Source organism: Variovorax sp. MPBD4-3, from assembly GCF_058809745.1.
Genome location: NZ_JBXASW010000004.1, coordinates 118,469 through 141,747, shown reverse-complemented (window position 1 = coordinate 141,747; position 23,279 = coordinate 118,469). Strand labels below are relative to the sequence as shown.

21 protein-coding genes and 1 tRNA gene are annotated in these 23,279 nt (G+C 65.8%); 6 read left to right on the top strand and 16 right to left on the bottom strand.

Going from position 1 to position 23,279, the window contains the following annotated elements:
* Nucleotides 1–45 precede the first annotated feature (45 nt).
* Nucleotides 46–2,772 (bottom strand): pyruvate dehydrogenase (acetyl-transferring), homodimeric type, encoded by a 2,727-nt coding sequence (aceE, locus tag AC1RVW_RS03750; protein WP_081268978.1) that lies wholly within the window; start codon nt 2,770–2,772, stop codon nt 46–48.
* A gap of 218 nt (nt 2,773–2,990) precedes the next feature.
* Between aceE and AC1RVW_RS03745 the strand changes: the two genes are divergently transcribed.
* The 5 genes from AC1RVW_RS03745 to AC1RVW_RS03725 all read left to right on the top strand — a co-directional run bounded on the left by AC1RVW_RS03745 (nt 2,991) and on the right by AC1RVW_RS03725 (nt 9,829).
* Complete coding sequence (locus tag AC1RVW_RS03745) at nt 2,991–5,531, top strand: PAS domain-containing sensor histidine kinase (RefSeq protein ID WP_081268979.1); 2,541 nt, start codon at nt 2,991–2,993, stop codon at nt 5,529–5,531.
* Entirely contained in the window at nt 5,528–6,160 is a 633-nt protein-coding gene (locus AC1RVW_RS03740; RefSeq protein ID WP_012747279.1) for a response regulator transcription factor, read from the top strand. Before AC1RVW_RS03745 ends, AC1RVW_RS03740 begins: the two co-directional genes overlap by 4 nt.
* 76 nt (nt 6,161–6,236) lie before the next feature.
* Nucleotides 6,237–7,088 (top strand): bifunctional methylenetetrahydrofolate dehydrogenase/methenyltetrahydrofolate cyclohydrolase FolD, encoded by an 852-nt coding sequence (folD, locus tag AC1RVW_RS03735; RefSeq protein WP_493198096.1) that lies wholly within the window; start codon nt 6,237–6,239, stop codon nt 7,086–7,088.
* Between the two features lie 5 nt (nt 7,089–7,093).
* Nucleotides 7,094–9,151 (top strand): M3 family metallopeptidase, encoded by a 2,058-nt coding sequence (locus AC1RVW_RS03730; RefSeq protein ID WP_081268981.1) that lies wholly within the window; start codon nt 7,094–7,096, stop codon nt 9,149–9,151.
* Between the two features lie 30 nt (nt 9,152–9,181).
* A complete protein-coding gene (locus AC1RVW_RS03725) occupies nt 9,182–9,829 on the top strand; it encodes a glutaredoxin family protein (RefSeq protein ID WP_493198094.1) in 648 nt (215 codons plus the stop codon).
* A gap of 24 nt (nt 9,830–9,853) precedes the next feature.
* On the opposite strand, the gene rpiA is transcribed toward AC1RVW_RS03725, so the two are convergent.
* On the bottom strand, nt 9,854–10,567 hold the full coding sequence (gene rpiA / locus AC1RVW_RS03720) for a ribose-5-phosphate isomerase RpiA (protein ID WP_106934222.1): 714 nt from the start codon (nt 10,565–10,567) through the stop codon (nt 9,854–9,856).
* Nucleotides 10,568–10,607: 40 nt separating this feature from the next.
* On the opposite strand from rpiA, the gene AC1RVW_RS03715 reads away from it, so the two are divergent.
* Nucleotides 10,608–11,687: a quinone-dependent dihydroorotate dehydrogenase gene (locus tag AC1RVW_RS03715; protein WP_493198092.1), complete on the top strand. Its 1,080-nt coding sequence runs from the start codon at nt 10,608–10,610 to the stop codon at nt 11,685–11,687.
* 17 nt (nt 11,688–11,704) lie between these two features.
* Here AC1RVW_RS03715 and AC1RVW_RS03710 read toward each other — a convergent pair whose 3' ends face one another.
* The 14 genes from AC1RVW_RS03710 to uvrB form a co-directional block, all read right to left on the bottom strand.
* Nucleotides 11,705–12,430: a phage holin family protein gene (locus AC1RVW_RS03710; RefSeq protein WP_493198090.1), complete on the bottom strand. Its 726-nt coding sequence runs from the start codon at nt 12,428–12,430 to the stop codon at nt 11,705–11,707.
* Nucleotides 12,431–12,481: 51 nt separating this feature from the next.
* On the bottom strand, nt 12,482–12,778 hold the full coding sequence (locus AC1RVW_RS03705; RefSeq protein WP_081268986.1) for a glycine zipper domain-containing protein: 297 nt from the start codon (nt 12,776–12,778) through the stop codon (nt 12,482–12,484).
* Between the two features lie 134 nt (nt 12,779–12,912).
* A complete protein-coding gene (locus tag AC1RVW_RS03700) occupies nt 12,913–14,022 on the bottom strand; it encodes an NAD(P)/FAD-dependent oxidoreductase (RefSeq protein ID WP_493198088.1) in 1,110 nt (369 codons plus the stop codon).
* A 45-nt stretch (nt 14,023–14,067) separates the two neighbouring features.
* Nucleotides 14,068–14,184, bottom strand: a complete 117-nt coding sequence (locus AC1RVW_RS03695) for a stereocilin (protein ID WP_106934218.1) — start codon at nt 14,182–14,184, stop codon at nt 14,068–14,070.
* Nucleotides 14,185–14,467: 283 nt separating this feature from the next.
* Nucleotides 14,468–14,542: transfer RNA gene (locus tag AC1RVW_RS03690), tRNA-Val, on the bottom strand.
* A gap of 59 nt (nt 14,543–14,601) precedes the next feature.
* The gene (gene dnaQ / locus AC1RVW_RS03685) at nt 14,602–15,324 is read right to left on the bottom strand and encodes a DNA polymerase III subunit epsilon (protein ID WP_106934217.1); all 723 of its coding nucleotides are present in this window, start codon (nt 15,322–15,324) and stop codon (nt 14,602–14,604) included.
* Nucleotides 15,324–15,662 carry an ISC system 2Fe-2S type ferredoxin gene (gene fdx, locus AC1RVW_RS03680; RefSeq protein ID WP_285411004.1) on the bottom strand — a complete coding sequence of 113 codons (339 nt, stop codon included), beginning with the start codon at nt 15,660–15,662 and terminating at the stop codon, nt 15,324–15,326. The genes dnaQ and fdx overlap by 1 nt, the downstream gene beginning before the upstream one ends.
* A gap of 9 nt (nt 15,663–15,671) precedes the next feature.
* Nucleotides 15,672–17,537, bottom strand: coding sequence for a Fe-S protein assembly chaperone HscA (gene hscA, locus AC1RVW_RS03675; RefSeq protein ID WP_493198085.1), 1,866 nt, complete (start codon nt 17,535–17,537; stop codon nt 15,672–15,674).
* A gap of 91 nt (nt 17,538–17,628) precedes the next feature.
* Complete coding sequence (gene hscB, locus AC1RVW_RS03670; protein ID WP_285411007.1) at nt 17,629–18,147, bottom strand: Fe-S protein assembly co-chaperone HscB; 519 nt, start codon at nt 18,145–18,147, stop codon at nt 17,629–17,631.
* A 63-nt stretch (nt 18,148–18,210) separates the two neighbouring features.
* Nucleotides 18,211–18,534, bottom strand: coding sequence for an iron-sulfur cluster assembly protein IscA (gene iscA / locus AC1RVW_RS03665; RefSeq protein WP_081268993.1), 324 nt, complete (start codon nt 18,532–18,534; stop codon nt 18,211–18,213).
* 1 nt (nt 18,535) lies between these two features.
* A complete protein-coding gene (gene iscU / locus AC1RVW_RS03660) occupies nt 18,536–18,955 on the bottom strand; it encodes a Fe-S cluster assembly scaffold IscU (protein WP_081268994.1) in 420 nt (139 codons plus the stop codon).
* A 50-nt stretch (nt 18,956–19,005) separates the two neighbouring features.
* A complete protein-coding gene (locus AC1RVW_RS03655; RefSeq protein WP_081268995.1) occupies nt 19,006–20,226 on the bottom strand; it encodes an IscS subfamily cysteine desulfurase in 1,221 nt (406 codons plus the stop codon).
* 100 nt (nt 20,227–20,326) lie between these two features.
* Entirely contained in the window at nt 20,327–20,863 is a 537-nt protein-coding gene (gene iscR / locus AC1RVW_RS03650; RefSeq protein ID WP_007828186.1) for a Fe-S cluster assembly transcriptional regulator IscR, read from the bottom strand.
* Between the two features lie 242 nt (nt 20,864–21,105).
* Nucleotides 21,106–23,214: an excinuclease ABC subunit UvrB gene (uvrB, locus tag AC1RVW_RS03645; protein ID WP_106934213.1), complete on the bottom strand. Its 2,109-nt coding sequence runs from the start codon at nt 23,212–23,214 to the stop codon at nt 21,106–21,108.
* Between the last annotated feature and the right edge of the window lie 65 nt (nt 23,215–23,279).

Genomic DNA, 23,279 nt, shown 5'->3' with positions numbered 1-23,279 from the left:
TGTCTCCCGCCGTGAGGCGCCGTTTCGTTCGTTGATTGTTGAGGGTCAGGCGTAAAGCGGGTTGACCTTGTCGACATTGATGCCGTACTTCTTGATCGCTTCCACCACCTTGGCCACGGGCACGGTGCCGTCTTCGCTCAGCGCCTTGAGCGCAGCCACCACGATGTAGTGGCGGTTGATCTCGAAGTGCTCGCGCAGCTTGTTGCGGAAGTCGCTGCGGCCGAAGCCGTCGGTGCCGAGCACCTTGTAGGTGCGGCCCTTCGGGATGAAGGGACGGATCTGCTCGGCATAGGCCTTCATGTAGTCGGTCGATGCGACCACCGGGCCTGCAGTGGGCGCGAGCTGCTCGGCCACGAAGGGCACGCGCGGCGTCTGGTCGGGGTGCAGCAGGTTCCAGCGGTCGGCGTCCTGGCCGTCGCGGGTCAGCTCGTTGAAGCTCGGGCAGCTCCAAACGGAAGCCGACACGCCCCAATCTTTCTCGAGCAGCTCTTGCGCGGCGAAGCTCTCGCGCAGGATGGTGCCGCTGCCCAGCAGTTGCACCGTGGGTGCTTCCTTGCCCTTGGACGCCTTGATCGCGGGGCCCTGCTTCGACAGGTACATGCCCTTGATGATCTGCTCTTCGGTACCGGGCTGCAGGCCGGGCATCGCGTAGTTCTCGTTGAGCAGCGTCAGGTAGTAGTAGACGTTGTCCTGCTTCTCGACCATGCGCTTGAGGCCGTGGTGCAGGATCACGCCGACTTCATGCGCGAAGGTCGGGTCGTAGCTCACGCAGTTCGGGATGGTGTTGGCCAGGATGTGGCTGTGGCCGTCTTCGTGCTGCAGGCCTTCGCCGTTCAGCGTGGTGCGCCCCGAGGTGCCGCCCAGCAGGAAGCCGCGGGCCTGCATGTCGCCGGCCGCCCAGGCCAGGTCGCCGATGCGCTGGAAGCCGAACATCGAGTAGTACACATAGAACGGCACCATGATGCGGTTGTTCGTGCTGTACGACGTGGCCGCCGCGATCCAGCTCGACATGCCGCCGGCTTCGTTGATGCCTTCCTGCAGGATCTGGCCGGCCTTGTCTTCCTTGTAGTACATGACCTGGTCCTTGTCGACCGGGGTGTACTGCTGACCGTGCGGGTTGTAGATGCCGATCTGGCGGAACAGGCCTTCCATGCCGAAGGTGCGGGCTTCGTCCACCAGGATGGGCACGACGCGCGGGCCAAGCGCCTTGTCGCGCAGCAGCTGCGTGAGGAAGCGCACGTAGGCTTGCGTGGTCGAGATCTCGCGGCCCTCGGCCGTGGGCTCCATCACCGCCTTGAAGGTGTCGAGCGAGGGGACCGTGAAGCTCTCGTCGGCCTTGACGCGGCGGTGCGGCAGGTAGCCGCCGAGGGCTTTGCGGCGCTCGTGCAGGTAGCGCATTTCCGGCGTGTCGTCGGCCGGCTTGTAGAACGGCAGCTCGGCGATCTGGCTGTCGGGAATCGGGATGTTGAAGCGGTCGCGGAAGGCCTTGATGTCTTCGTCGCCGAGCTTCTTGGTCTGGTGGACCGTGTTCTTGCCTTCGCCGATCTTGCCCATGCCGAAGCCCTTGACGGTCTTGACGAGCAGCACGGTGGGCTGGCCCTTGTGGTTCTGGGCGGCGTGGAAGGCGGCGTACACCTTCTGCGAGTCGTGGCCGCCGCGCTGCAGGTTCCAGACCTCGTCGTCGGTCATGTGCTCGACCATCTTCAGCGTGCGCGGATCGCGGCCGAAGAAGTTCTTGCGCACGTAGGCGCCGTCGTTGGCCTTGAACGACTGGTAGTCGCCGTCGTTGCACTCCATCATGATCTTGCGCAGCGCGCCGTCATGGTCCTTCTCGAGCAGGGCGTCCCAGCCCTTGCCCCAGATGAGCTTCACGACGTTCCAGTTGGCGCCGCGGAACTCGCCCTCGAGCTCCTGGATGATCTTGCCGTTGCCGCGCACCGGGCCGTCCAGGCGCTGCAGGTTGCAGTTGATGACGAAGATCAGGTTGTCGAGGTTCTCGCGCGCCGCCAGGCCGATGGCGCCCAGCGATTCGACCTCGTCCATTTCACCGTCGCCGCAGAACACCCAGACCTTGCGGTTTTCGGTGTTGGCGATGCCGCGTGCATGCAGGTACTTGAGGAATCGCGCCTGGTAGATCGCCATCAGCGGGCCCAGGCCCATCGAGACGGTGGGGAACTGCCAGAACTCCGGCATCAGCTTGGGGTGCGGGTAGCTCGACAGGCCCTTGCCGTCGACTTCCTGGCGGAAGTTGAGCAGTTGCTCTTCGGAGAGGCGGCCTTCGAGGTAGGCGCGGGCATAGATGCCAGGCGAAACGTGGCCCTGGATGTAGAGCAGGTCGCCGCCGTGGTTTTCGCTCTCGGCGTGCCAGAAGTGGTTGAAGCCGGCGCCGAACATGCTTGCCAGCGAGGCGAAGGAGCCGATGTGGCCGCCCAGGTCACCGCCTTCGGCCGGATGGTGGCGGTTGGCCTTGACCACCATGGCCATCGCGTTCCAGCGCATGTAGGCGCGCAGGCGCTGTTCGATTTCGAGGTTGCCGGGGCTGCGAGCCTCCTGCGAAGGCTCGATGGTGTTGACGTAGCCCGTGTTGGCCGAGAACGGCATGTCGACCGTGTTCTGGCGGGCATGTTCGAGCAGTTGCTCGAGAAGGAAGTGGGCCCGCTCGGGACCCTCGCTCTGGATGACGGAGGACAGTGCATCCATCCATTCGCGGGTCTCCTGGGCGTCCGCGTCATTCGCGGCCGAGCCGAACAGGTTCTCGGGATTTGCCGACATGCTTGTCTCTCCTTTTAGGGCTGTGGCGGTAATTTAGTGCGCTATGCGCTCAGCGCGGCGGAGTTTCTCATAGAAATATCTGAATTTCAAATAGTGCTTGATGATTTCTTAATGTGATATTTGGATGACATTGAGCCTTTTGACGCCGACCATGCAGGAGCCCATGGCACCGCGGCATTCCAGTCGCTGCCGAGGGGGCCATCACCTAAACTCAGGGCATGCCTCTTTCTTCCCCGCTGGCGGTTGCCCGCAGTGCCGTGAACGCCTCGCCCCTGTCCTGGTGGCGCAGGTGGTGGCGCAAGCAGACGCCGGTGCTGCAGGACGCGGTCGCGATGCTCGCGCCGATGGCCGCCGTGCTGCTCTTTCTCGCGGCCATCGTGTCGGCCTTCTGGTATCTGCGCACCGAGGAGGTCGAGCGCGAGCAGGAGTCGGTCCGCCGCGACGTCGAATACGCCCAGCAGCGCATGCGCCTGAGGCTGCTCGAGCGGCAGGAGCAACTGATGCGCATCGCGCGCGATGCCTCCAACCGAGAGATCGACCCGATCGAATTCACCAGCCGCGCCGAGTCGCTGGTGAGCCAGTTCCCCGAGCTGCAGACCATCACCTGGATCGACGACCGCCGCCGCTTCAAGGCCGGCTACGCCGCGCCCAGCGTCCACCCCGCGCAGCAGCACCTGATCGGCGACGTGCTGCGCCCCGGCGACATCGAAAGCAACTACGCGCTGGCACGCGAGCTGCGCCAGCCGGTGTATTCGCAGCCCGTGGCCGGCGGCGATCCCCCGGCGATGCTGCAACTGCACATTCCCCTGTTCGACCAGGGCCTGTTCGCGGGCGTGGTGCTCGGCGAGTTCTCGGTCGACGGCCTGCTGCGCTACGGCATGCCGTCCGAGGTGCAGGCGCGCTACGCGGTGTCGCTGCTCGACGCCAAGGGCCGCGTGATCGCAGGCAACACCACCAACCTGAAGGAAAGCGGCACCCGCCTGCTGCCCTGGACCGAGCGCACCAACGAATATGAAGTGCCGGTGTCGCCGGTCGGCAATGCCCTGGTGCTGCGGGCGCAGGCCTACCGCACCTCGCAGGGCGTGGTCGGCAACGGGCTGTTCTGGCTGGTCTGCGCGCTCAGCGTGCTCACGAGCTGGATGCTGATCGGCACCTGGCGCCACACGCGCCGACGGCTGCAGGCACAGCAGCGGCTGGTGGCTGAAACCAACTTCCGCCGGGCCATGGAGAACTCCATGCTCACCGGCATGCGGGTGCTCGACCTGCAGGGCCGCATCACCTACGTGAACGCCGCGTTCTGCGCAATGACCGGCTGGAGCGAGGAAGAACTGGTCGGCCAGTCGCCGCCCTTCCCCTACTGGCTCGAGTCCGACCGCGAGGTGATGAACGAGCGGCTCGAAGAAGAACTGCATGGCCGCGCCCTGCCCGGCGGCTTCCAGGTGCGGGTGAAGCGCAAGAACGGCAGCGTGTTCAACGCCCGCCTCTACGTGTCGCCGCTGATCGACGCCCGCGGCCACCAGACCGGCTGGATGACGTCGATGACCGACATCACCGAGCCCACGCGCATCCGCGAACAGCTCTCCGCCTCCTACGAGCGCTTCACCACGGTGCTGGAGGCACTGGACGCGGCCGTGTCGGTGGCGCCCATCGGCTCCGAGGAACTGCTGTTCGCCAACAAGCTGTACCGCCTCTGGTTCGGCTCGGACACCGTGGGCCACCTCGGCATGGTCGCGCAGGCCGGCGTGCCTGCGTCGAACGCGCACGACGAGGGCCTGGACGACGTCGACCCCTACGCCGGCCTGCCGATCGACACGCTCACCGCCGCGCAGACCGCCAACAACGAGATCTTCGTGCCGCACCTGGGCAAGTGGCTCGAAGTGCGCTCGCGCTACCTGACCTGGGTGGACGGGCGCCTCGCCCAGCTCGTGATCGCCACCGACATCACGCCCCGCCGCGACGCCGAGGAGCAGGCCGCCGCGCAGGCCGACAAGGCCCAGGCCGCCAGCCGCCTCATCACGATGGGCGAAATGGCGTCGAGCGTGGCGCACGAGCTCAACCAGCCGCTGACCGCCATCACCAACTACTGCAACGGGATGATGTCGCGCATCAAGGGGCAGACGATCGACACCGAGGCGCTGCTCGCCGCGCTCGAGAAAACCTCGAAGCAGGCCCAGCGCGCGGGCCAGATCATCCAGCGCATCCGCTCCTTCGTGAAGCGCAGCGAACCCAACCGCACGCCGGCCGACGTGGCCACCATGGTGAGCGAAGCGGTCGAGCTCGCCGGCATCGAGCTGCGCCGGCGCAACGTGCGACTGAACCACTACGTGGCGGCACGGCTGCCGGTGGTGCGCGTCGACCCGATCCTCATCGAGCAGGTGATGGTCAACCTGCTGAAGAACGCGGCCGAATCCATCGACATCGCCGACCGCCCGCTGGCACGCCGCAGCGTCGAGCTGCGGGTGCTGCCCAAGGTGATCGAGGGCCACAACGCCATCGAATTCTCGGTGCAGGACACCGGCAAGGGCCTGGCCCCGGAAGTGATGGACCGGCTCTACGAGGCTTTCTTCTCGACCAAGCCCGAAGGCATGGGCATCGGGCTCAATTTGTGCCGCACCATCGTCGAGTCGCACCGCGGCCGGATGCAGGCGGAGAACATCTACAATGGTCCGGATGTGATCGGATGCCGTTTTTCCTTCTGGATTCCGGTGTTGGACGCTATCAGTTCCGTAGCTAGCGACGAGGCAAAGGTACCTGCATGAGTTTGATTCCGAAGAAGGGCACGGTCTATGTCGTCGACGACGACGAAGCCGTACGCGATTCGCTGCAATGGCTGCTCGAAGGCAAGGACTACAGAGTCCGCTGTTTCGATTCCGCCGAATCCTTTCTCTCCCGATACGACCCGCGCGAAGTCGCCTGTTTGATCGTCGACATCCGCATGGCCGGCATGACCGGCCTCGAACTGCAGGATCGGCTGATCGAAAGGCGCTCCCCGCTGCCGATCGTGGTCATCACCGGCCACGGCGACGTGCCGATGGCCGTCGACAGCATGAAGAAGGGCGCCATGGATTTCATCCAGAAGCCTTTCAACGACGAGGAACTCGTCACGCTGGTCGAGCGCATGCTCGAACATGCGCGCGGCGCCTTCACCCAGCACCAGCAATCGGCCAGCCGCGACGCGCTGCTGTCCAAGCTCACCGGCCGCGAGGCACAGGTGCTCGAACGCATCGTCGCAGGCCGCCTGAACAAGCAGATCGCCGACGACCTGGGTATCAGCATCAAGACGGTCGAGGCGCACCGCGCCAACATCATGGAAAAGCTCAACGCCAACACCGTGGCCGACCTGCTGAAGATCGCGCTCGGACAGGCGGCCCCCGCGGCCAAGGCCTAGAAGCTATCCCTGCGATAGCGATGAATGACCCCCACGCCTGCGCAAGCGGGCGTTTTTACTTGGAAGATCGAAACCGATGACCGCCCAACTGATCGACGGCAACGCCCTCGCCAAAACCATTCGCGCCGAAGTTGCCGGCCGCACCGCCGCACTCAAGGCCAAAGGCGTGGACCCGGCCCTTTCCATCATCCTCGTGGGCGAAGACCCGGCCAGCCAGGTCTACACCAGGCACAAGGTCAACGACAGCGCCCAGACCGGCCTGGAGGCCACGCTCGAGACCTACCCCGCCGACATGAGCGAGGCCGACCTGCTGGCCCGCATCCGCACCCTCAACGACGACCCGAAGGTGCACGGCATCCTGGTCCAGCTGCCGCTGCCCAGGCACATGGACAGCCAGAAGGTCATCGAGACGATCTCGCCCGCCAAGGACGTCGACGGCTTCCACGTTGCCAGCGCCGGCGCGCTGATGACCGGCGCCCCCGGCTTCTGGCCCTGCACGCCGCACGGCTGCATGAAGATGCTCGAATCCATCGGCTACGACCTGCGCGGCAAGCACGCGGTGGTCATCGGCCGCAGCAACATCGTCGGCAAGCCGATGGCCATGATGCTGCTGGCCAAGAGCGCCACCGTGACCATCTGCCACAGCGCCACGCAAGACCTGGGCGCCATCACGCGGCAGGCCGACGTGATCGTCGCGGCGGTGGGCAAGCTCAATCTCCTGACCGCCGACATGGTGAAGCCCGGCGCGGTGGTCATCGACGTGGGCATGAACCGCAAGGAAGACGGCAAGCTCGCCGGCGACGTCGATTTCGACGGCGTCAAGGAAGTCGCAAGCTGGATCACGCCCGTGCCCGGCGGCGTCGGTCCCATGACGCGCGCCATGCTGCTCGCCAACACCCTTGAAGCGGCCGAACGCGCCGCCAAGTAACTCACATGGCCATGACGAACAACCCCCTCCTCGATTTCACCGACCTCCCGCTGTTCGACCGGATCAAGCCGGAGCATGTGTCGCCCGCGGTGGACACCCTCCTGGCCGACGCCGAGACCGCGCTGCAGACCGTGACGGCGCCCGAATTCCCCGCCGACTGGAACGCGATCTCGAAGGTGCTCGACGTGGCGTCCGAACGCTTCAGCCGCGCCTGGGGCGCCATCGGCCACCTGAACGCCGTGGCCGACACCCCTGAACTGCGCGCCGCCTACAACGAAGCCATGCCGCGCGTCACCGCCTTCTGGACCCGCCTGGGCTCCGACGAGCGGCTCTACGCCAAGTACAAGGCCATCGACGTCGCCACGCTCAATGCCGAGCAGCGCCAGGCCCATCGCAATGCCGTGCGCAACTTCGTGCTCGGCGGCGCCGAGCTGCAGGGCGAAGCCAAGAAGCGCTTCGCCGACATCCAGGAACGCCAGGCCGAGCTGAGCCAGAAGTTCAGCGAGAACGCCCTCGACGCGACCGACGCCTTTGCCTACTACGCCTCTCTCGGCGAGCTCGAAGGTGTGCCCGAAGACGTGGTGAGCGCAGCCCGCGCCGCCGCCGAAGCCGACGGCAAGGAAGGCTACAAGCTCACGCTCAAGATGCCGTGCTACCTGCCGGTGATGCAGTTCGCCAAGAGCAGCGCGCTGCGCGAAAAGCTCTACCGCGCCTATGTCACCCGCGCCAGCGAGTTCGGCGACGCCTCGTTCGACAACACCCCGCTGATCACCGAGATCCTCGCGTTGCGCGAGGAAGAAGCCAAGCTGCTGGGCTACAGGAATTTCGGCGAACTGTCGGTCGTGCCGAAGATGGCCGAATCGCCCGAACAGGTCGTCAAGTTCCTGCGTGACCTCGCGGCCAAGGCCAAGCCCTACGGCGAGCGCGACCTGGCCGACCTGCGCGTCTTCGCGGCCGAGCAGCTGAGCATCACCGAGCCGCAGCCCTGGGACTGGACCTATATCGGCGAGAAGCTGAAGGAAGCGCGCTATGCCTTCAGCGAGCAGGAGGTGAAGCAGTATTTCCCGGCGCCGAAGGTCATGGCCGGCCTGTTCAAGATCGTCGAGACACTGTTCGAAGTGTCGATCCGCCGCGACAGCGCGCCTGTGTGGCACCCGAGCGTCGAGTTCTACCGCATCGAGCGTGCCGGGCAGAAGGTCGGCCAGTTCTACCTTGACCCGTCCGCCCGCGCCGCCAAGCGCGGCGGCGCCTGGATGGACGACGTGCGCGCCCGCTGGCTGCGCCCCGACAACGGCGTGCTGCAGACGCCGGTCGCGCAGCTGGTCTGCAACTTCGCCAGCGGCGTCGACGGCAAGCCGCCGCTGCTCACGCACGACGACGTGACCACCCTCTTCCACGAGTTCGGCCACGGCCTGCATCACATGCTCACGCAGGTGAACGAGCGCGACGTCTCGGGCATCAGCGGCGTCGAGTGGGACGCGGTCGAGCTGCCGAGCCAGTTCATGGAAAACTTCTGCTGGGAGTGGGACGTGCTCAAGCACATGACGGCCCACGTCGACACCGGCGAGCCGTTGCCGCGCGCGCTGTTCGACAAGATGACGGCGGCCAAGAACTTCCAGAGCGGCCTGCAGACGCTGCGCCAGATCGAGTTCTCGCTGTTCGACATGCTGCTGCACACCGAGTACCGCGCCGCCGACGCCAAGCCCGGCGACGTGATGGCGCTGCTGGGCAAGGTGCGCACCGAAGTCGCGGTGATGCCGTCGCCGCCGTTCAGCCGCACGCCGAATACTTTCAGCCACATCTTCTCGGGCGGCTACGCGGCCGGCTACTACAGCTACAAGTGGGCCGAGGTGCTGAGCGCCGACGCCTACGCGGCCTTCGAGGAAACCGTGGGTGCCGACGGCGAGCCGAACATCGAGACCGGCCGCAAGTACCGCCAGGCCATCCTGGAGGCGGGCGGCAGCCGCAGCGCGATGGATTCGTTCAAGGCCTTCCGCGGCCGCGAACCCCAGCTTGATGCGCTGCTGCGACATCAGGGCATGGCCGAGGCCCAGCCCGCTTGATGCGGCGCTGAAGCTTGCGATACTCGGGCGATGCATCCGACCCCTTACAAATTCTCACTGCATCGCCTGATCGGCCTGGCCCTCGTGTTCGCGGCCGCCAGTGCCACGGCGCAGAACGTCTACCGCCAGGTGGACAAGAACGGCAAGGTCACTTTTTCGGACCGCGCACCGACTGCCGACACGGGGGCGGCATCGGGGGCGCAAGGCGGCGTCAGCACGCCGCCCAACGCGGGGCTGCCTTACGAGCTGCGGCAAGTGGCACAGCGCTACCCGGTCACGTTGTACAGCGGCGAAGAGTGCGCGCCATGCGGCGCCGCTCGCTCCCTGCTCACGACGCGCGGCATCCCGTTCGACGAGCGCACAGTCAAGAGCAACGCGGAAATCGAGGCGCTGCAGCGCCTGAGCGGCCAGAGTTCGCTGCCGCTGCTGACCATCGGATCGCAGCAGCTGAAGGGTTTCTCCGACGTCGAATGGTCGCAGTACCTCGACGCGGCTGGCTACCCCAAGAGCAACAGCCTTCCCGCCGGCTACCGCAACGGCCCGGCACGGCCGCTGGTCGCACAGCAGGCGGCGCCCGCCGCTCGCCCCCAGGCTCCGGCACCCGCCGCGCAACCGGCTTCGCCACCGCCCGCATCGAGCGAGCCGGGGCCGAGCAACCCGGCAGGCATCAAGTTCTGATTCTGAACCTGGGGCGTTGCCGCCTCAGGCGAAGGTCATCGTCTTCACGCCCGTGGCGGTGCCAAGCAGGCACACGTCGGCCTTCTGATGGGCGAAGACGCCCACGGTCACCACGCCCGGCCACTGGCTCACCTCGGACTCGAAAGCCAGCGGATCGGCGATGCGCAGGCCGGTCACGTCGACGATGTGCTGCCCGTTGTCCGTGACCAGCGGCAGGCCGTCCTTCTCGCGCACCTGGGCGATGCCGCCCATGGCCGCGAACTGGCGCATCACGCGGCGAGCGGCCATCGGAATCACTTCCACCGGCAGCGGGAAGGCGCCCAGCGTTTCCACCAGCTTGGACGCATCGGCGATGCAGATGAACTTGCGCGACTGGGCCGCGACGATCTTTTCGCGCGTGAGTGCCGCGCCGCCACCCTTCACCATGAACCCGCGGTGGTCGATTTCGTCGGCGCCATCGATGTAGACGGCCAGCTCCTCCACCTCGTTGCTGTCGAACACCGGAATACCCAGTGCCCGCAGGCGCTCGGTGGAGGCCACCGAGCTGGAGACGGCGCCCTTGATCTGGTCCTTGATGGTGGCCAGCGCGTCGATGAACTTGTTCACCGTGGAGCCGGTGCCGACGCCGACGATCTCGCCCTTGACCACGTAGGCCAGCGCGGCGTGGCCGACCAGGGCCTTGAGTTCGTCCTGGGACAGGGTGCCGGAAACAGGGGTTGGGGAGGCGGGTGCGGTCATCGCGGAGAATCCTTGGCTCATTGAAGTCGAGAATTATCCGATGCCCCTGCTGCTGCCCTCTTCGCTCTACGGCCTGGCCCGCCCTTTCCTGTTCGGCTTCGACCCCGAGCACGCCCATGAACTGACCCTCGACGGACTCGCGCGCACCCAGAACACGCCCCTGGCCTGCGCCTATTCGGCACCGCGTGTCAGTGATCCCATCCAGCTTGCGGGGTTGAGCTTTCCGAACCGCGTGGGCCTGGCCGCCGGGCTCGACAAGAACGCGCGCTGCATCGATGCCTTCGCGGCCATGGGCTTCGGATTTGTCGAAGTGGGCACGGTCACGCCGAAGGGCCAGCCGGGCAACCCCAAGCCCCGCATGTTCCGCCTGCCGCAGCGCGACGCGCTGATCAACCGGCTGGGTTTCAACAACGAAGGGCTGGAGGCATTCCTTGCGAACGTGCAGAAGGCGCGTTTCCGCAAGGCGGGCGGCGCGGCCAGGCCGCCGATGCTGCTCGGCCTGAACATCGGCAAGAACGCCGCCACGCCGATCGAGCGCGCGGTGGACGACTACCTCGCCTGCCTCGACGGCGTGTACCCGCATGCCGACTACGTGACGATCAACATCTCCAGCCCCAATACCGCGAACCTGCGCTCGCTGCAGAGCGACGAGGCGCTCGACGCCCTGCTCGGCGCCGTGGCCGAGCGGCGCGAGACGCTGGCCACGCGCCATGCCAAGCGCGCGCCGCTGTTCGTGAAGATCGCTCCGGACCTCGACGAAACCCAGGTCGCGGTCATTGCCGCCACCCTGAAGCGCCACGGCATGGACGGCGTGATCGCCACCAACACCACGCTGGCACGCGACGCGGTGAAGGGCCTGCCGCATGCGGAGGAAGCGGGCGGACTTTCAGGCGCACCGGTGCGGGAAGCCAGCAACCGCGTGATCGCGCAACTGCGCGCGGCGCTGGGCGCGGGTTTTCCGATCATCGGGGTGGGCGGCATCCTGAGCGGGGCCGATGCCAAGGCCAAGATCGCCGCCGGTGCCGACGTGGTGCAGATCTACACCGGGTTGATCTATCGCGGCCCCGGACTGGTCCGCGAAGCGGCCCAGGCGCTGCTGCGGGATCGCAGCAAGGCCTGAGTCTTTTTCGGCTCTCTTCAGCGCATGCGCCAGAGCACTGGCGCAATGAACGCGGCCCAGCGCAGCAGACGCCGCGGCCGGATCACCACCACGGCCGCGGCAGCGGCGACGCCGGCGGCCACAGGGTGCGCCCGCGCAATGCGCAATGCAGCAGCGGCAGCGGACTCGTCGGGCGGAGGCGCCTGCTCCGCCTTGGCCGCGTCGTCGTGAGCGAACTGCGGCTCGCGTCCGCCCTGCAGCGTTGCGATGCGCTGGCGCTGGCGGTCCATGCGCGCCAGCAGTTCCTCGCGCGTGGCGGGCCTCGGGGGACGGGGTTCGTCGTCGGGCTGGTCCGGGTCCTTGCCGAGGCCGAAACGGTCCTGAACCCATGCCCAGTCGCGCTCGAACTCCTGGCGCGCCGGCGCGAAGCCGTTGGACGCATTGCGCAGGGTCTGCAGCAGGCCGATGGCGGCCACCAGCCACAGCACGATCCACACGCCCGCCACCGACCACGCGGCCGTGATGCGGTACGGCGTCTCCCAGAAATGAACCACCACCGCCACGGACACCAGCGCCACGGTGACGGTGGTCAGCCCCAGCACGGCCAGCCCGAACACGAGCATCAGCTTCAGGCGCTGCTTCTCGTCATCCCAGGCCATGCGCAGCAGTTGCACCCGGTCTTCGGCCGCCAGGGCGCCTTCGGCGGCGGCGATACGCAGCCGGCGGACGCGGGCGTCCAGGCCGAACAGGGAAAGCAGCCTCATGGGCTACCTCCTGTCATGCCCGGGTGAACGGTGCTGCGGTGCGGCTGCCGGTCAGCGGCGGCCAAGCAGCAGGCCCACCAGCACGCCGACGGCCAGTGCGGCACCGGCGATCTGCCATGGTTCGTCGTGAGCGTAGGCGTTGGCGGAAGTGGCTGCCTCGCGGGCCTTCTTGGCGGCGAGCTTGCTTTTCTCGGATGCGAGCTCGCGCGCAATGGCAAGCTTGGTGTCGATGCGCTGGCGCAGCGCCTTGATGTGGGGAACCGAATCCAGGTCCTTGCTCGCCAGCACGCCGCGCACGTCGCTCGCGATGTCTTCGGCTGCTGCTTCAAGATTTTGGGATGCACTCATTGGAATCTTTCCTCCGTGATGACACCGGCACCGCGCCGGCGGCTTCACGCCAGCAAATGGCGTACTGTCATGTTACAGGCACAAAAGACCCTCATGCGCGACAGATGTGCGTACATGTGCCCTTCGCTCCTCGCTCAGCCTTCCATACCGGCCAGCAGGCGGGCGACGTGCGCCCCGATCGCCAGGCTGCTCGTGAGCCCCGGCGACTCGATGCCTAACAGATTGACCAGCCCCGCCACGCCGTGCGACGCCGGTCCGTCGATCATGAAGTCCGCGGCGGGCTCGCCGGGCCCCGAGATCTTGGGCCGCATGCCGGCATAGCCGGGAATCAGCGCGCCGTCGGGCAACGCGGGCCAGTACTTGCGCACCTCGGCATAGAAGCCGTCGCCGCGCGCGGGGTCCACCACGAGGTCGTCGGCCGAGGAAACCCACTGCACGTCGGGGCCGAACTTGGCCTGGCCGCCGAGGTCGATCGTCAGGTGCACGCCCAGGCCGCCCGGCTCGGGAACCGGATAGACGAGCCGTCCGAAAGGCGCCCGACCCGACAGGGTGAAGTAGTTGCCCTTGGCGAAATGCTCTCTAGGCACGGCCGCAGCAGGCAAACCCTCGAAGCGGCGGGCCAGCGCCGGCGCGCCGAGCCCCGCGGCGTTGACCACCGTTCGGCAACGCAACGCCGTACCGTCCTGCGCGATCAGCACGATGCCGTCGGCACCGCATTCGGCGCGCGATACAGGCGATTTCAGCGCGAGCATGCCGCCTGCGTTCTCGAGGTCGCCGAGCAGGCTCAGCATCAGCGCATGGCTGTCGACGATGCCGGTGCTGGGCGAATGCAGCGCCGCAACGCACTGCAACTGCGGCTCCAGGGCTTTGGCCTGCTGTTCAGAGAGCAGTTCCAGGTCGTCGACGCCGTTGGCCGCCGCCTTGGCCCGGATCGCATCGAGCTGCCCCGCCTGCTCGGGCGACGTGGCAACGATCAGCTTGCCGCAGCGCCGATGCGGCACGCCGCGCGCCTCGGCGTAGGCGTAGAGCAGTTGCTTGCCTTCCACGCAAAGCCGCGCCTTCAGTGAACCCTGCGGGTAATAGATGCCCGCATGGATCACCTCGCTGTTGCGCGAACTGGTGCCGGTGCCAATGGCGCCTTCGGATTCGAGCACCAACACCTCCCGGCCTTCGAGGGCCAACGCACGCGCCACGGCCAGGCCCACCACTCCACCGCCAATGACGGCGCAATCGATTTCTTCCATCGTGCGAGCTTATCGCGGCCCGCACGGCAGGTGCGCAGGCTCAATTCACTGAGGTGGGGGTACCGGGTCCGTGGGTTCGTCTGGTGGCGTGCTCGGGCCCTCGTCGGGCTCCACGGGCAGGTCCGGCGTGACGGGGGTCGGAAGATCTGGATGAGTGGCCATGGTCTTGCTCCTTTTCCGACATTTCCATGCCGGCGCCGGCAAAGGCGCGCCATCATGCGGCTGCACTTGCCGTCGGTGCGAACCGACAGCAGCGCTCGTCGCTTCAGGCAGGTCGTGCGAATGGCAGATCCGCGCGGGAGCCACGGGGTCGGTGCAGTGCGGCGGGCAGAGGCTCTATTTCGCATGCGACAGCTGCGCCGATCTGTTCGGCGCGAAGCCGTAAAAAACAAACTGGCGCGCAAAACAAAAAAGCGACCTGGAAATCCAGGTCGCTTTTTGATGATGGTGGGCGGTGGAGGCTTCGAACCTCCGACCCCAGCAGTGTGAATGCTGTGCTCTACCCCTGAGCTAACCGCCCAAAGCAGCGCATTGTTTGCGTTGCTTCGAATTACGTATCGCGTTCAGCGAAGCCTCAGATTATGCCACAGCTTTTTCTTCGTTTTGACGAAACAGCGTGCGACCACCAGAAGATTTGTCGAGCTGGGCCAACACGCCCTCGTGCGCGGCGAGCTCATGTTCAGCTGCCAGGATCACCGGCAACTCGAACTGGCTCAGGTCCATGGCCACGACCTTGGTGCCGACCTCGGGCTCGTTGGAGGCCACGTCGATGAGCAGCGCATCCTGTCCGCGCGTGAGGTTGATGTAGACGTCGGCCAGCAGCTGCGCGTCGAGCTTGGCGCCGTGGAAGGTGCGGTTCGAACGGTCGACACCGAAGCGGTCGCACAGCGCATCGAGCGAGTTGCGCTTGCCCGGATACACCTGCTTGGCCATGGCCAGCGTGTCGGTCACTTCCGCGACGAAGGTGCGCAGCGGAGGAAAGCCGGCGCGCTCGAACTCCTTGTTGAGGAAGCCGACGTCGAAGGCCGCGTTGTGAATGATCAATTCGGCATCGCGCAGGTACTCGACGATGTCGTTGGCCAGCGTGGCGAACTTCGGCTTGTCGCGAAGGAAATCGGTCGTCAGGCCGTGGACCTTCAACGCGTCTTCGTGGCTCTCGCGCTCCGGGTTGAAATAGATGTGCAGGTCGTTGCCGGTGAGCTTGCGGTTGAACAGCTCCACGCAGCCGAGCTCGATGATGCGGTCACCGTTCTCTGCAGAGAGCCCGGTGGTTTCGGTATCGAGGACGATCAAGCGACTCATTAGTGGTTTTCCTTGGCGTGGTTGATCGAGTACTTCGGAATCTCGATGGTCACATTTTCCTGCGCCAGGATCGATTGGCAACTCAGCCGCGATTGCGGCTCCAGGCCCCAGGCGCGGTCGAGCAGGTCTTCCTCGCCCTCTTCCGCTTCGTTCAGCGAGTTGAAGCCCCCGCGCACGATGACGTGGCAGGTGGTGCAGGCGCAGCTCATCTCGCAGGCGTGCTCGATATTGATGTCGTTGTCGAGCAGCGCTTCGCAGATCGAGGTGCCGGCTGGCGCGGTGATTTCGGCGCCTTGCGGGCAGTACTCGGGATGCGGATAGATCTTGATCGTGGGCATGTTTTTGTTCTAGAGAGATTCGACCTTGCGGCCGGCAAGTGCGCGCGCAATGCCCGCGTTCATGCGCTGTGCGGCAAAGGCTTCGGTGTCGTCGGCCAACTTCTTTGTGGCGGCCTCGATGGCGGCGGCGTCGTTGCTGCTCCTGGCGGCTTCGCGCAATTGCAGCATCGAAGCATCGATGACCGCGCGCTCCTCGCCGTTCAGCAGGTCGCCATCGGCATCGAGCGCGCTCTGCGTGGCAAGCAGCATGCGGTCGGCATCGACGCGTGCCTCGACCAGCGCACGGGCCTGCATGTCCTGCTGCGCGGTGGAGAAGCTTTCCTGCAGCATCGTCGCGATCTGGTCGTCCGACAGGCCGTAAGACGGCTTGACCGCCACGCTGGCCTCGACGCCGCTACCCTGCTCTTTTGCGCTCACGCTCAGCAGGCCGTCGGCATCGACGGTGAAGGTCACGCGGATGCGCGCGGCGCCAGCGGCCATCGGCGGAATGCCGCGCAGCGTGAAGCGCGCGAGGCTGCGGCAGTCGGAGACGAGGTCGCGCTCGCCCTGCACCACGTGCAGCGCCAGTGCGGTCTGGCCGTCCTGGTAGGTGGTGAAGTCCTGCGCCATCGCGGTGGGAATGGTCTGGTTGCGCGGCACGATGCGCTCGACCAGGCCACCCATGGTCTCGATGCCGAGCGACAGCGGGATCACGTCGAGCAGCAGCAATTCGCCCGCGCCGTTGTTGCCCGCCAGCTGGTTCGCCTGGATGGCGGCACCGAGGGCCACGACTTCGTCGGGGTTCAGGTTGACCAGCGGTTCGCGGCCGAAGAAATCGGCGACGGCGCGGCGCACCTGCGGCATGCGGGTCGAGCCGCCGACGAGCACGATGCCCTGCAGCGCTTCAGGTTTCAGTTTCGCGTCGCGCAGAGCCTTGCGGACGGCTGCGATGGTGCGGTCGGTGAGTGGCTGCGTGGCGGCGTAGAACTGCTCGCGAGACAAATCGAAGGAGATGGTGTTGCCTGCGACATCGGCCTTGAAGATGGTCGACGGCGAATCGGTCAGTGCCTCTTTCGCTGCCCGCGCGGCCACGAGCAATGCGGCCTTGTCGGCGTCGCTGACGGCTTGCAGGCCGGTCTGCGCGAGCACGAAATCGGCCAGCGCATGGTCGTAGTCGTCGCCGCCGAGGGCCGAGTCGCCACCCGTGGCAATCACTTCGAACACGCCCTGCGTGAGCCGCAGGATCGAGATGTCGAAAGTGCCGCCGCCCAGGTCGTAGACCGCGTAGACGCCTTCGCTCGCGTTGTCGAGCCCGTAGGCGATGGCCGCGGCCGTGGGCTCGCTGATCAGGCGCAGCACGTTCAGGCCGGCGAGTTGCGCGGCATCCTTGGTCGCCTGGCGCTGGCCTTCGTCGAAGTACGCGGGCACGGTGATGACGGCGCCATACAGTTCGTCGTCGTCGAAGGTGTCCTGTGCACGGTAGCGCAGCGTGGCCAGGATCTCGGCGCTGATCTCGACCGGCGACTTCTCGCCCGCCAGCGTCTGCACCTTCACCATGCCACCATCGCCGCTGCCGATGCGGTACGACATCGCATCGCGGTTCGCGATGTCGGCCAGGCCGCGGCCCATGAGCCGCTTCACGGAAGTGATGGTGTTGGCGGGGTCCTGCGCGCGCGCGGCCACGGCATCGAAGCCGATCTGGCGGCGGTCGCCTTCGAGGTAGCGCACGGCCGAGGGCAGCAGCACGCGTCCCTGGTCGTCGGGCAGGCATTCGGCCACGCCGTTGCGCACCGAAGCCACAAGCGAATGCGTCGTGCCCAGGTCGATGCCCACGGCAATGCGGCGCTGATGCGGATCGGGCGCCTGGCCGGGTTCGGAAATCTGAAGAAGAGCCATCAGGCCTCCTGCCGGGCCGCCCCAAGGGAGGCCTGCGCCCCCATGGGGGGCAGCGAATACACGAAGTGATGAGCGTGGGGGTTCATGTCTTCTATTGTCCCAACTGATCGAACTTGGCTTCGACGTCCTGTCCGAAGCGCTCAATGAACATGAGGGCTCTCACCTGCTGCGCGGCGGCGGGGTAGTCGCCCTTCTCGTCGATCAGCCAGTCGAGCGACGACAGCGCGCGCGCGCGGCCGGCCTCGACCTCCGCCTGGAGCTTCTCGAGCGAAGCGATGCTTTCGACATCGTCGAGCGCCTCGCGCCACTCCATCTGCTGCATGAGGAACTCCGCAGGCATCGCCGTGTTGTTCTCGGCGTTCAGCGGTGCGCCGTGCATCTCGCAGATGTAGCTGGCGCGGCGGATCGGGTCCTTCAGGCGCTGGTAGGCCTCGTTGATGCGCACCGACCACTGCATGGCCACGCGCTGCGCCGCAGCGCCCTGTGCGGCAAAGCGGTCCGGGTGGGCTTCGCGCTGCAGCTCTTTCCAGCGCGCGTCGAGCACGGCGCGGTCCTGCGCAAAAGTCGCCGGGACGGCGAACAGTTGAAAGTCGGTGTCGTTCAGGTTCATGGCAAGAAAAAACCGCCAGCACATGACATGGTGGCGGCTATGGTCGCAGTCAGCGACGGCGCATCAGATGCGAAAACTTTCCCCACAACCGCAGCGGTCGCGTTCGTTGGGGTTGATGAACTTGAAGCCCTCGTTCAGGCCTTCGCGCACGAAGTCGAGTTGCGTGCCGTCGATGTAGGCCAGGCTCTTCGGGTCGACCAGCACCTTCACGCCGTGGTCTTCGAACACCACGTCTTCAGGCGCCAGTTCGTCCACGTACTCGAGCTTGTAGGCCAGGCCTGAGCAACCCGTGGTCTTCACGCCCAGCCGCACACCCACGCCCTTGCCCCGTTTGCCGAGGTAGCGGGTGACGTGTCGCGCAGCGGCTTCGGTCAGCGTGACGGCCATGTCAGTGGACAGCTTCGGCAGCAGCGGATTCGGTCTTGACGCCGTGCTTGGCCTTGTAGTCGCTCACGGCGGCCTTGATCGCGTCTTCGGCCAGGATGGAGCAGTGGATCTTCACGGGCGGCAACGCCAGTTCTTCGGCGATCTGCGCGTTCTTGAGCGCAGCCGCTTCGTCGAGCGTCTTGCCCTTGACCCATTCGGTCACGAGCGACGACGAGGCGATGGCCGAGCCGCAGCCATAGGTCTTGAAGCGGGCGTCTTCGATCACGCCGGTTTCCGGGTTGACCTTGATCTGCAGCTTCATCACGTCGCCGCAGGCCGGTGCGCCGACCATGCCGGTGCCTACCGAGTCGTCGCCCTTTTCGAAGGAGCCGACGTTGCGGGGATTTTCGTAGTGGTCGATGACCTTGGAAGAATATGCCATGGTGTACCTCTCAAACTTTGTTCAATCGTGGAGCCTGGTGCGGGCCTGCGTCAGTGGGCCGACCACTGGATCGTGCTGATGTCGACGCCGTCCTGGAACATCTCCCACAGGGGGCTCAGCTCGCGCAGCTTGGCGACGTTGTGCTTGATGGTCGAGATGGCGTAGTCGATTTCTTCTTCGGTCGTGAAACGGCCGATGGTCATGCGTAGGCTGCTGTGCGCCAGTTCGTCGCTGCGGCCCAGGGCGCGCAGCACGTAGCTGGGCTCGAGGCTGGCCGACGTGCAGGCCGAGCCCGACGACACCGCCAGGCCCTTGATGCCCATGATCAGCGACTCGCCTTCGACGTAGTTGAAGCTCATGTTCAGGTTGTGTGGCACGCGGTGTTCGAGGTCGCCGTTGATGAACACCTGTTCCACGTCTTTCAGCCCGTCGAGCAGACGCTTCTGCAGGCGGCGTGCGTGTTCGATGTCCTTGTGCATCTCGAGCTTGGCGATGCGATAGGCCTCGCCCATGCCGACGATCTGGTGCGTGGGCAGCGTGCCCGAACGCATGCCGCGCTCATGGCCACCACCATGCATCTGCGCTTCGAGGCGGATGCGCGGCTTGCGGCGCACGTACAGCGCGCCGATGCCCTTCGGGCCGTAGGTCTTGTGCGAAGCCAGGCTCATCAGGTCGATGGGCAGCTTCGTGATGTCGATGTCGATCTTGCCGGTGGCCTGGGCCGAGTCGACGTGGAAGATCACGCCCTTTTCGCGGCACGCGTTGCCCAGCGCGACCACGTCCTGGATCACACCGATTTCGTTGTTCACGAAGAGCACGCTGGCCAGGATGGTGTCGGGGCGAATGGCCGCCTTGAACTTCTCGAGGTCGACGAGGCCGTTTTCCTCGACGTCGAGGTAGGTCACCTCGAAGCCTTGGCGTTCCAGCTCGCGCATGGTGTCGAGCACGGCCTTGTGCTCGGTCTTCAGCGTGATCAGGTGCTTGCCCTTGCCCTTGTAGAACTGGGCAGCGCCCTTGAGCGCGAGGTTGATCGATTCGGTGGCACCCGATGTCCAGACAATTTCGCGCGGATCGGCATTGATCAGTTCGGCCACCTGGCCGCGCGCCTTCTCGACAGCCTCTTCCGCTTCCCAGCCCCAGGCGTGGCTGCGCGATGCCGGGTTGCCGAAGTGCTCGCGCAACCAGGGAATCATGGCGTCGACCACGCGCGGGTCGACCGGCGTGGTGGCGCCGTAATCGAGATAGATCGGGAAATGAGGAGTTACGTCCATGGCTGGCTCGTGCTGGCGTGGGGGTTGTTTTTAGATCTGGGCTGCTGCTCGTGCCGGCGCCCGAAGGCGCCGCCGGAAATCAGAAGTCTCGAAAGCGGTATCAGGACTTCGCGAAGGCGTTGCCGAGAGCGAACACCGAGTTCGGCGCATTCACGCGAATCGGCTTGACCACCGGCTGGGCCGAGATGGCGCGCTTGACGACGGGCTTGTTCTCGATCTGCACGCCCTTGGCGATCTGGTCGTCGACCAGCTTCTGCAAGGTGACGGAGTCGAGGAACTCGACCATGCGCTGGTTCAGCGAGGCCCAGAGCTCGTGCGTCATGCAGCGGCCGGCTTCGCCCAGGCAGTTTTCCTTGCCGCCGCACTGGGTGGCGTCGATGGGCTCATCGACGGAAACAATGATGTCGGCGACCGTGATATCGGCAGCCTTGCGGCCGAGGCTGTAACCGCCACCGGGGCCGCGGGTCGATTCGACCAGTTCATGACGGCGCAGCTTGCCGAACAGCTGTTCGAGGTAGGACAGCGAAATCTGCTGCCGTTGGCTGATTGCGGCCAGCGTGACCGGACCGGTGTTCTGACGCAACGCCAGATCGATCATTGCCGTGACCGCAAAACGGCCTTTGGTAGTGAGACGCATCGCAAGCTCCTTCAAGTGCTTACCGTTGAAATGACACCGTGGCCCTGGGCTGCGGTGACCTCGTCTCCGCCCTGCCCGACCCCTGGCGCTGGTGAACCAGCCGGTAGGAGTCGGTCCTTCATCGCGAAGTTCTTTTCTTGTTGTTGAGTATTTCGCTCAAGTATAACAGAAGCCCCCGAACTCTGCTCGGGTAAACCCCAGCGCCGTCCGCTTGAAGAACGCGAACGTTTGAACTAGCGCGGCTAGAGCGCGATGTTGTCCCCGCCGGCAGCCCCGAAAGCCTGTTCGCGCAGCAGCGCCAGCTGGTCGCGTACGCGGGCCGCCTTCTCGAATTCGAGGTTCCGGGCGTGCTCCAGCATCTGCTTTTCCAGCCGCTTGATTTCCCGTGCGATGTCCTTTTCGCTCATGTCCTCGACCTTGGCGCGTTCCAGGTCGAGCTTGGCCATTTCCTTGCCCGTTTTCTCGCTGTAGACCCCGTCGATCAGGTCACGCACCTGCTTGACGATGCTGCGCGGCGTGATGCCGTTCGCCTCGTTGTGCGCAATCTGCCGGGCGCGGCGGCGCTCGGTCTCGTCGATGGCCTTCTTCATCGAATCGGTCATGCGGTCGGCGTAAAGAATGGCCTTGCCGTTCAGGTTGCGCGCCGCCCGGCCGATGGTCTGGATCAGCGAGCGCTCGGCGCGCAGGAAGCCTTCCTTGTCGGCATCGAGGATCGCCACCAGCGAAACCTCCGGAATATCCAGCCCCTCGCGCAGCAGGTTGATGCCCACCAGCACGTCGAAGGTGCCCAGGCGCAGGTCGCGCAATATCTCCACCCGCTCGACCGTGTCGACGTCGCTGTGCAAGTAGCGCACCTTCACGCCGTTGTCGCCCAGGTAGTCGGTCAGCTGCTCGGCCATGCGCTTGGTCAGCGTGGTGATGAGCACGCGTTCGTTCTTGTCCACGCGCACGCGGATCTCGCCCAGAACGTCGTCCACCTGGTGGGTGGCGGGCCGAACCTCGACTTCGGGGTCGATCAGGCCGGTGGGCCGCACCAGCTGTTCGACCACGTTGCCGGCATGGTCCTTCTCGTACTGCGCCGGCGTGGCCGACACGAAGATGCACTGGCGCATGCGCGTCTCGAACTCCTCGAGCTTGAGCGGCCGGTTGTCCAGCGCACTCGGCAGGCGGAAGCCGTACTCGACCAGCGTGGTCTTGCGCGCCCGGTCGCCGTTGTACATGCCGCCGAGCTGGCCGATCATCTGGTGGCTCTCGTCGAGGAACATGAGCGCGTCCTTGGGCAGGTAGTCGGTCAGCGTGGCCGGCGGATCACCAGGCGCGGCGCCCGACAGGTGGCGCGTGTAGTTCTCGATGCCCTTGCAGTGGCCGATTTCGGCCAGCATCTCGAGGTCGAAGCGGGTGCGCTGCTCCAGCCGCTGCGCCTCGACCAGCTTGCCCGCGCTCACCAGCTCCTTGAGCCGCTCGCTCAGCTCGATCTTGATGGTCTCGACCGCCGCCATGACCTTGTCTCGCGGCGTCACGTAATGGCTGGACGGGTACACCGTGAAGCGCGGCACCTTCTGCCGGACGCGCCCGGTCAGCGGATCGAACAGCTGCAGCGACTCGATTTCGTCGTCGAACAGTTCGAAACGGATCGCCAGTTCGCTGTGCTCCGCCGGAAACACGTCGATGGTGTCGCCGCGCACGCGGAAGGTGCCGCGAGCGAAATCCTGCTCGTTGCGCAGGTACTGCATGCGGATCAGCCGGGAAATCAGGTCACGCTGCCCGACCTTGTCGCCGACGCGGGCAATCAGCCGCATCTCCATGTAGTCCTCGGGCGTGCCGATGCCGTAGATGGCGCTCACCGTGGCCACGATGACCGTGTCGCGCCGCTCCAGCACGCTCTTGGTGGCCGACAGCCGCATCTGCTCGATGTGCTCGTTGATCGAGGAATCCTTCTCGATGAACAGGTCGCGCTGGGGCACATAGGCCTCGGGCTGGTAGTAGTCGTAGTAGCTCACGAAGTACTCGACGGCGTTCTTCGGGAAGAACTCGCGGAACTCGCTGTAGAGCTGCGCCGCCAGCGTCTTGTTGGGCGCGAACACGATGGCCGGGCGGCCCAGCCGAGCGATCACGTTGGCCATGGTGAAGGTCTTGCCCGAGCCGGTCACGCCCAGCAGGGTCTGGAACACTTCGCCGTCGATCACGCCTTCGACCAGCCCTTCGATGGCCTTGGGCTGGTCGCCCGCGGGCGGATAGGGCTGGAAGAGCTCGAACGGGGAGTCCGGGTACCTGATGAATTCACCCTGTTTCGCGGGCCCGATCGGGTCCACTTTCTTCAGGTCTGCTATGGCTTCGTTGTTGTCTGGCATGGCTGTTCCCGACAGGTGGCGCTCGCGCCGGTAAAATTCAAGGCAACCGGAAAGCATAAAGCCTA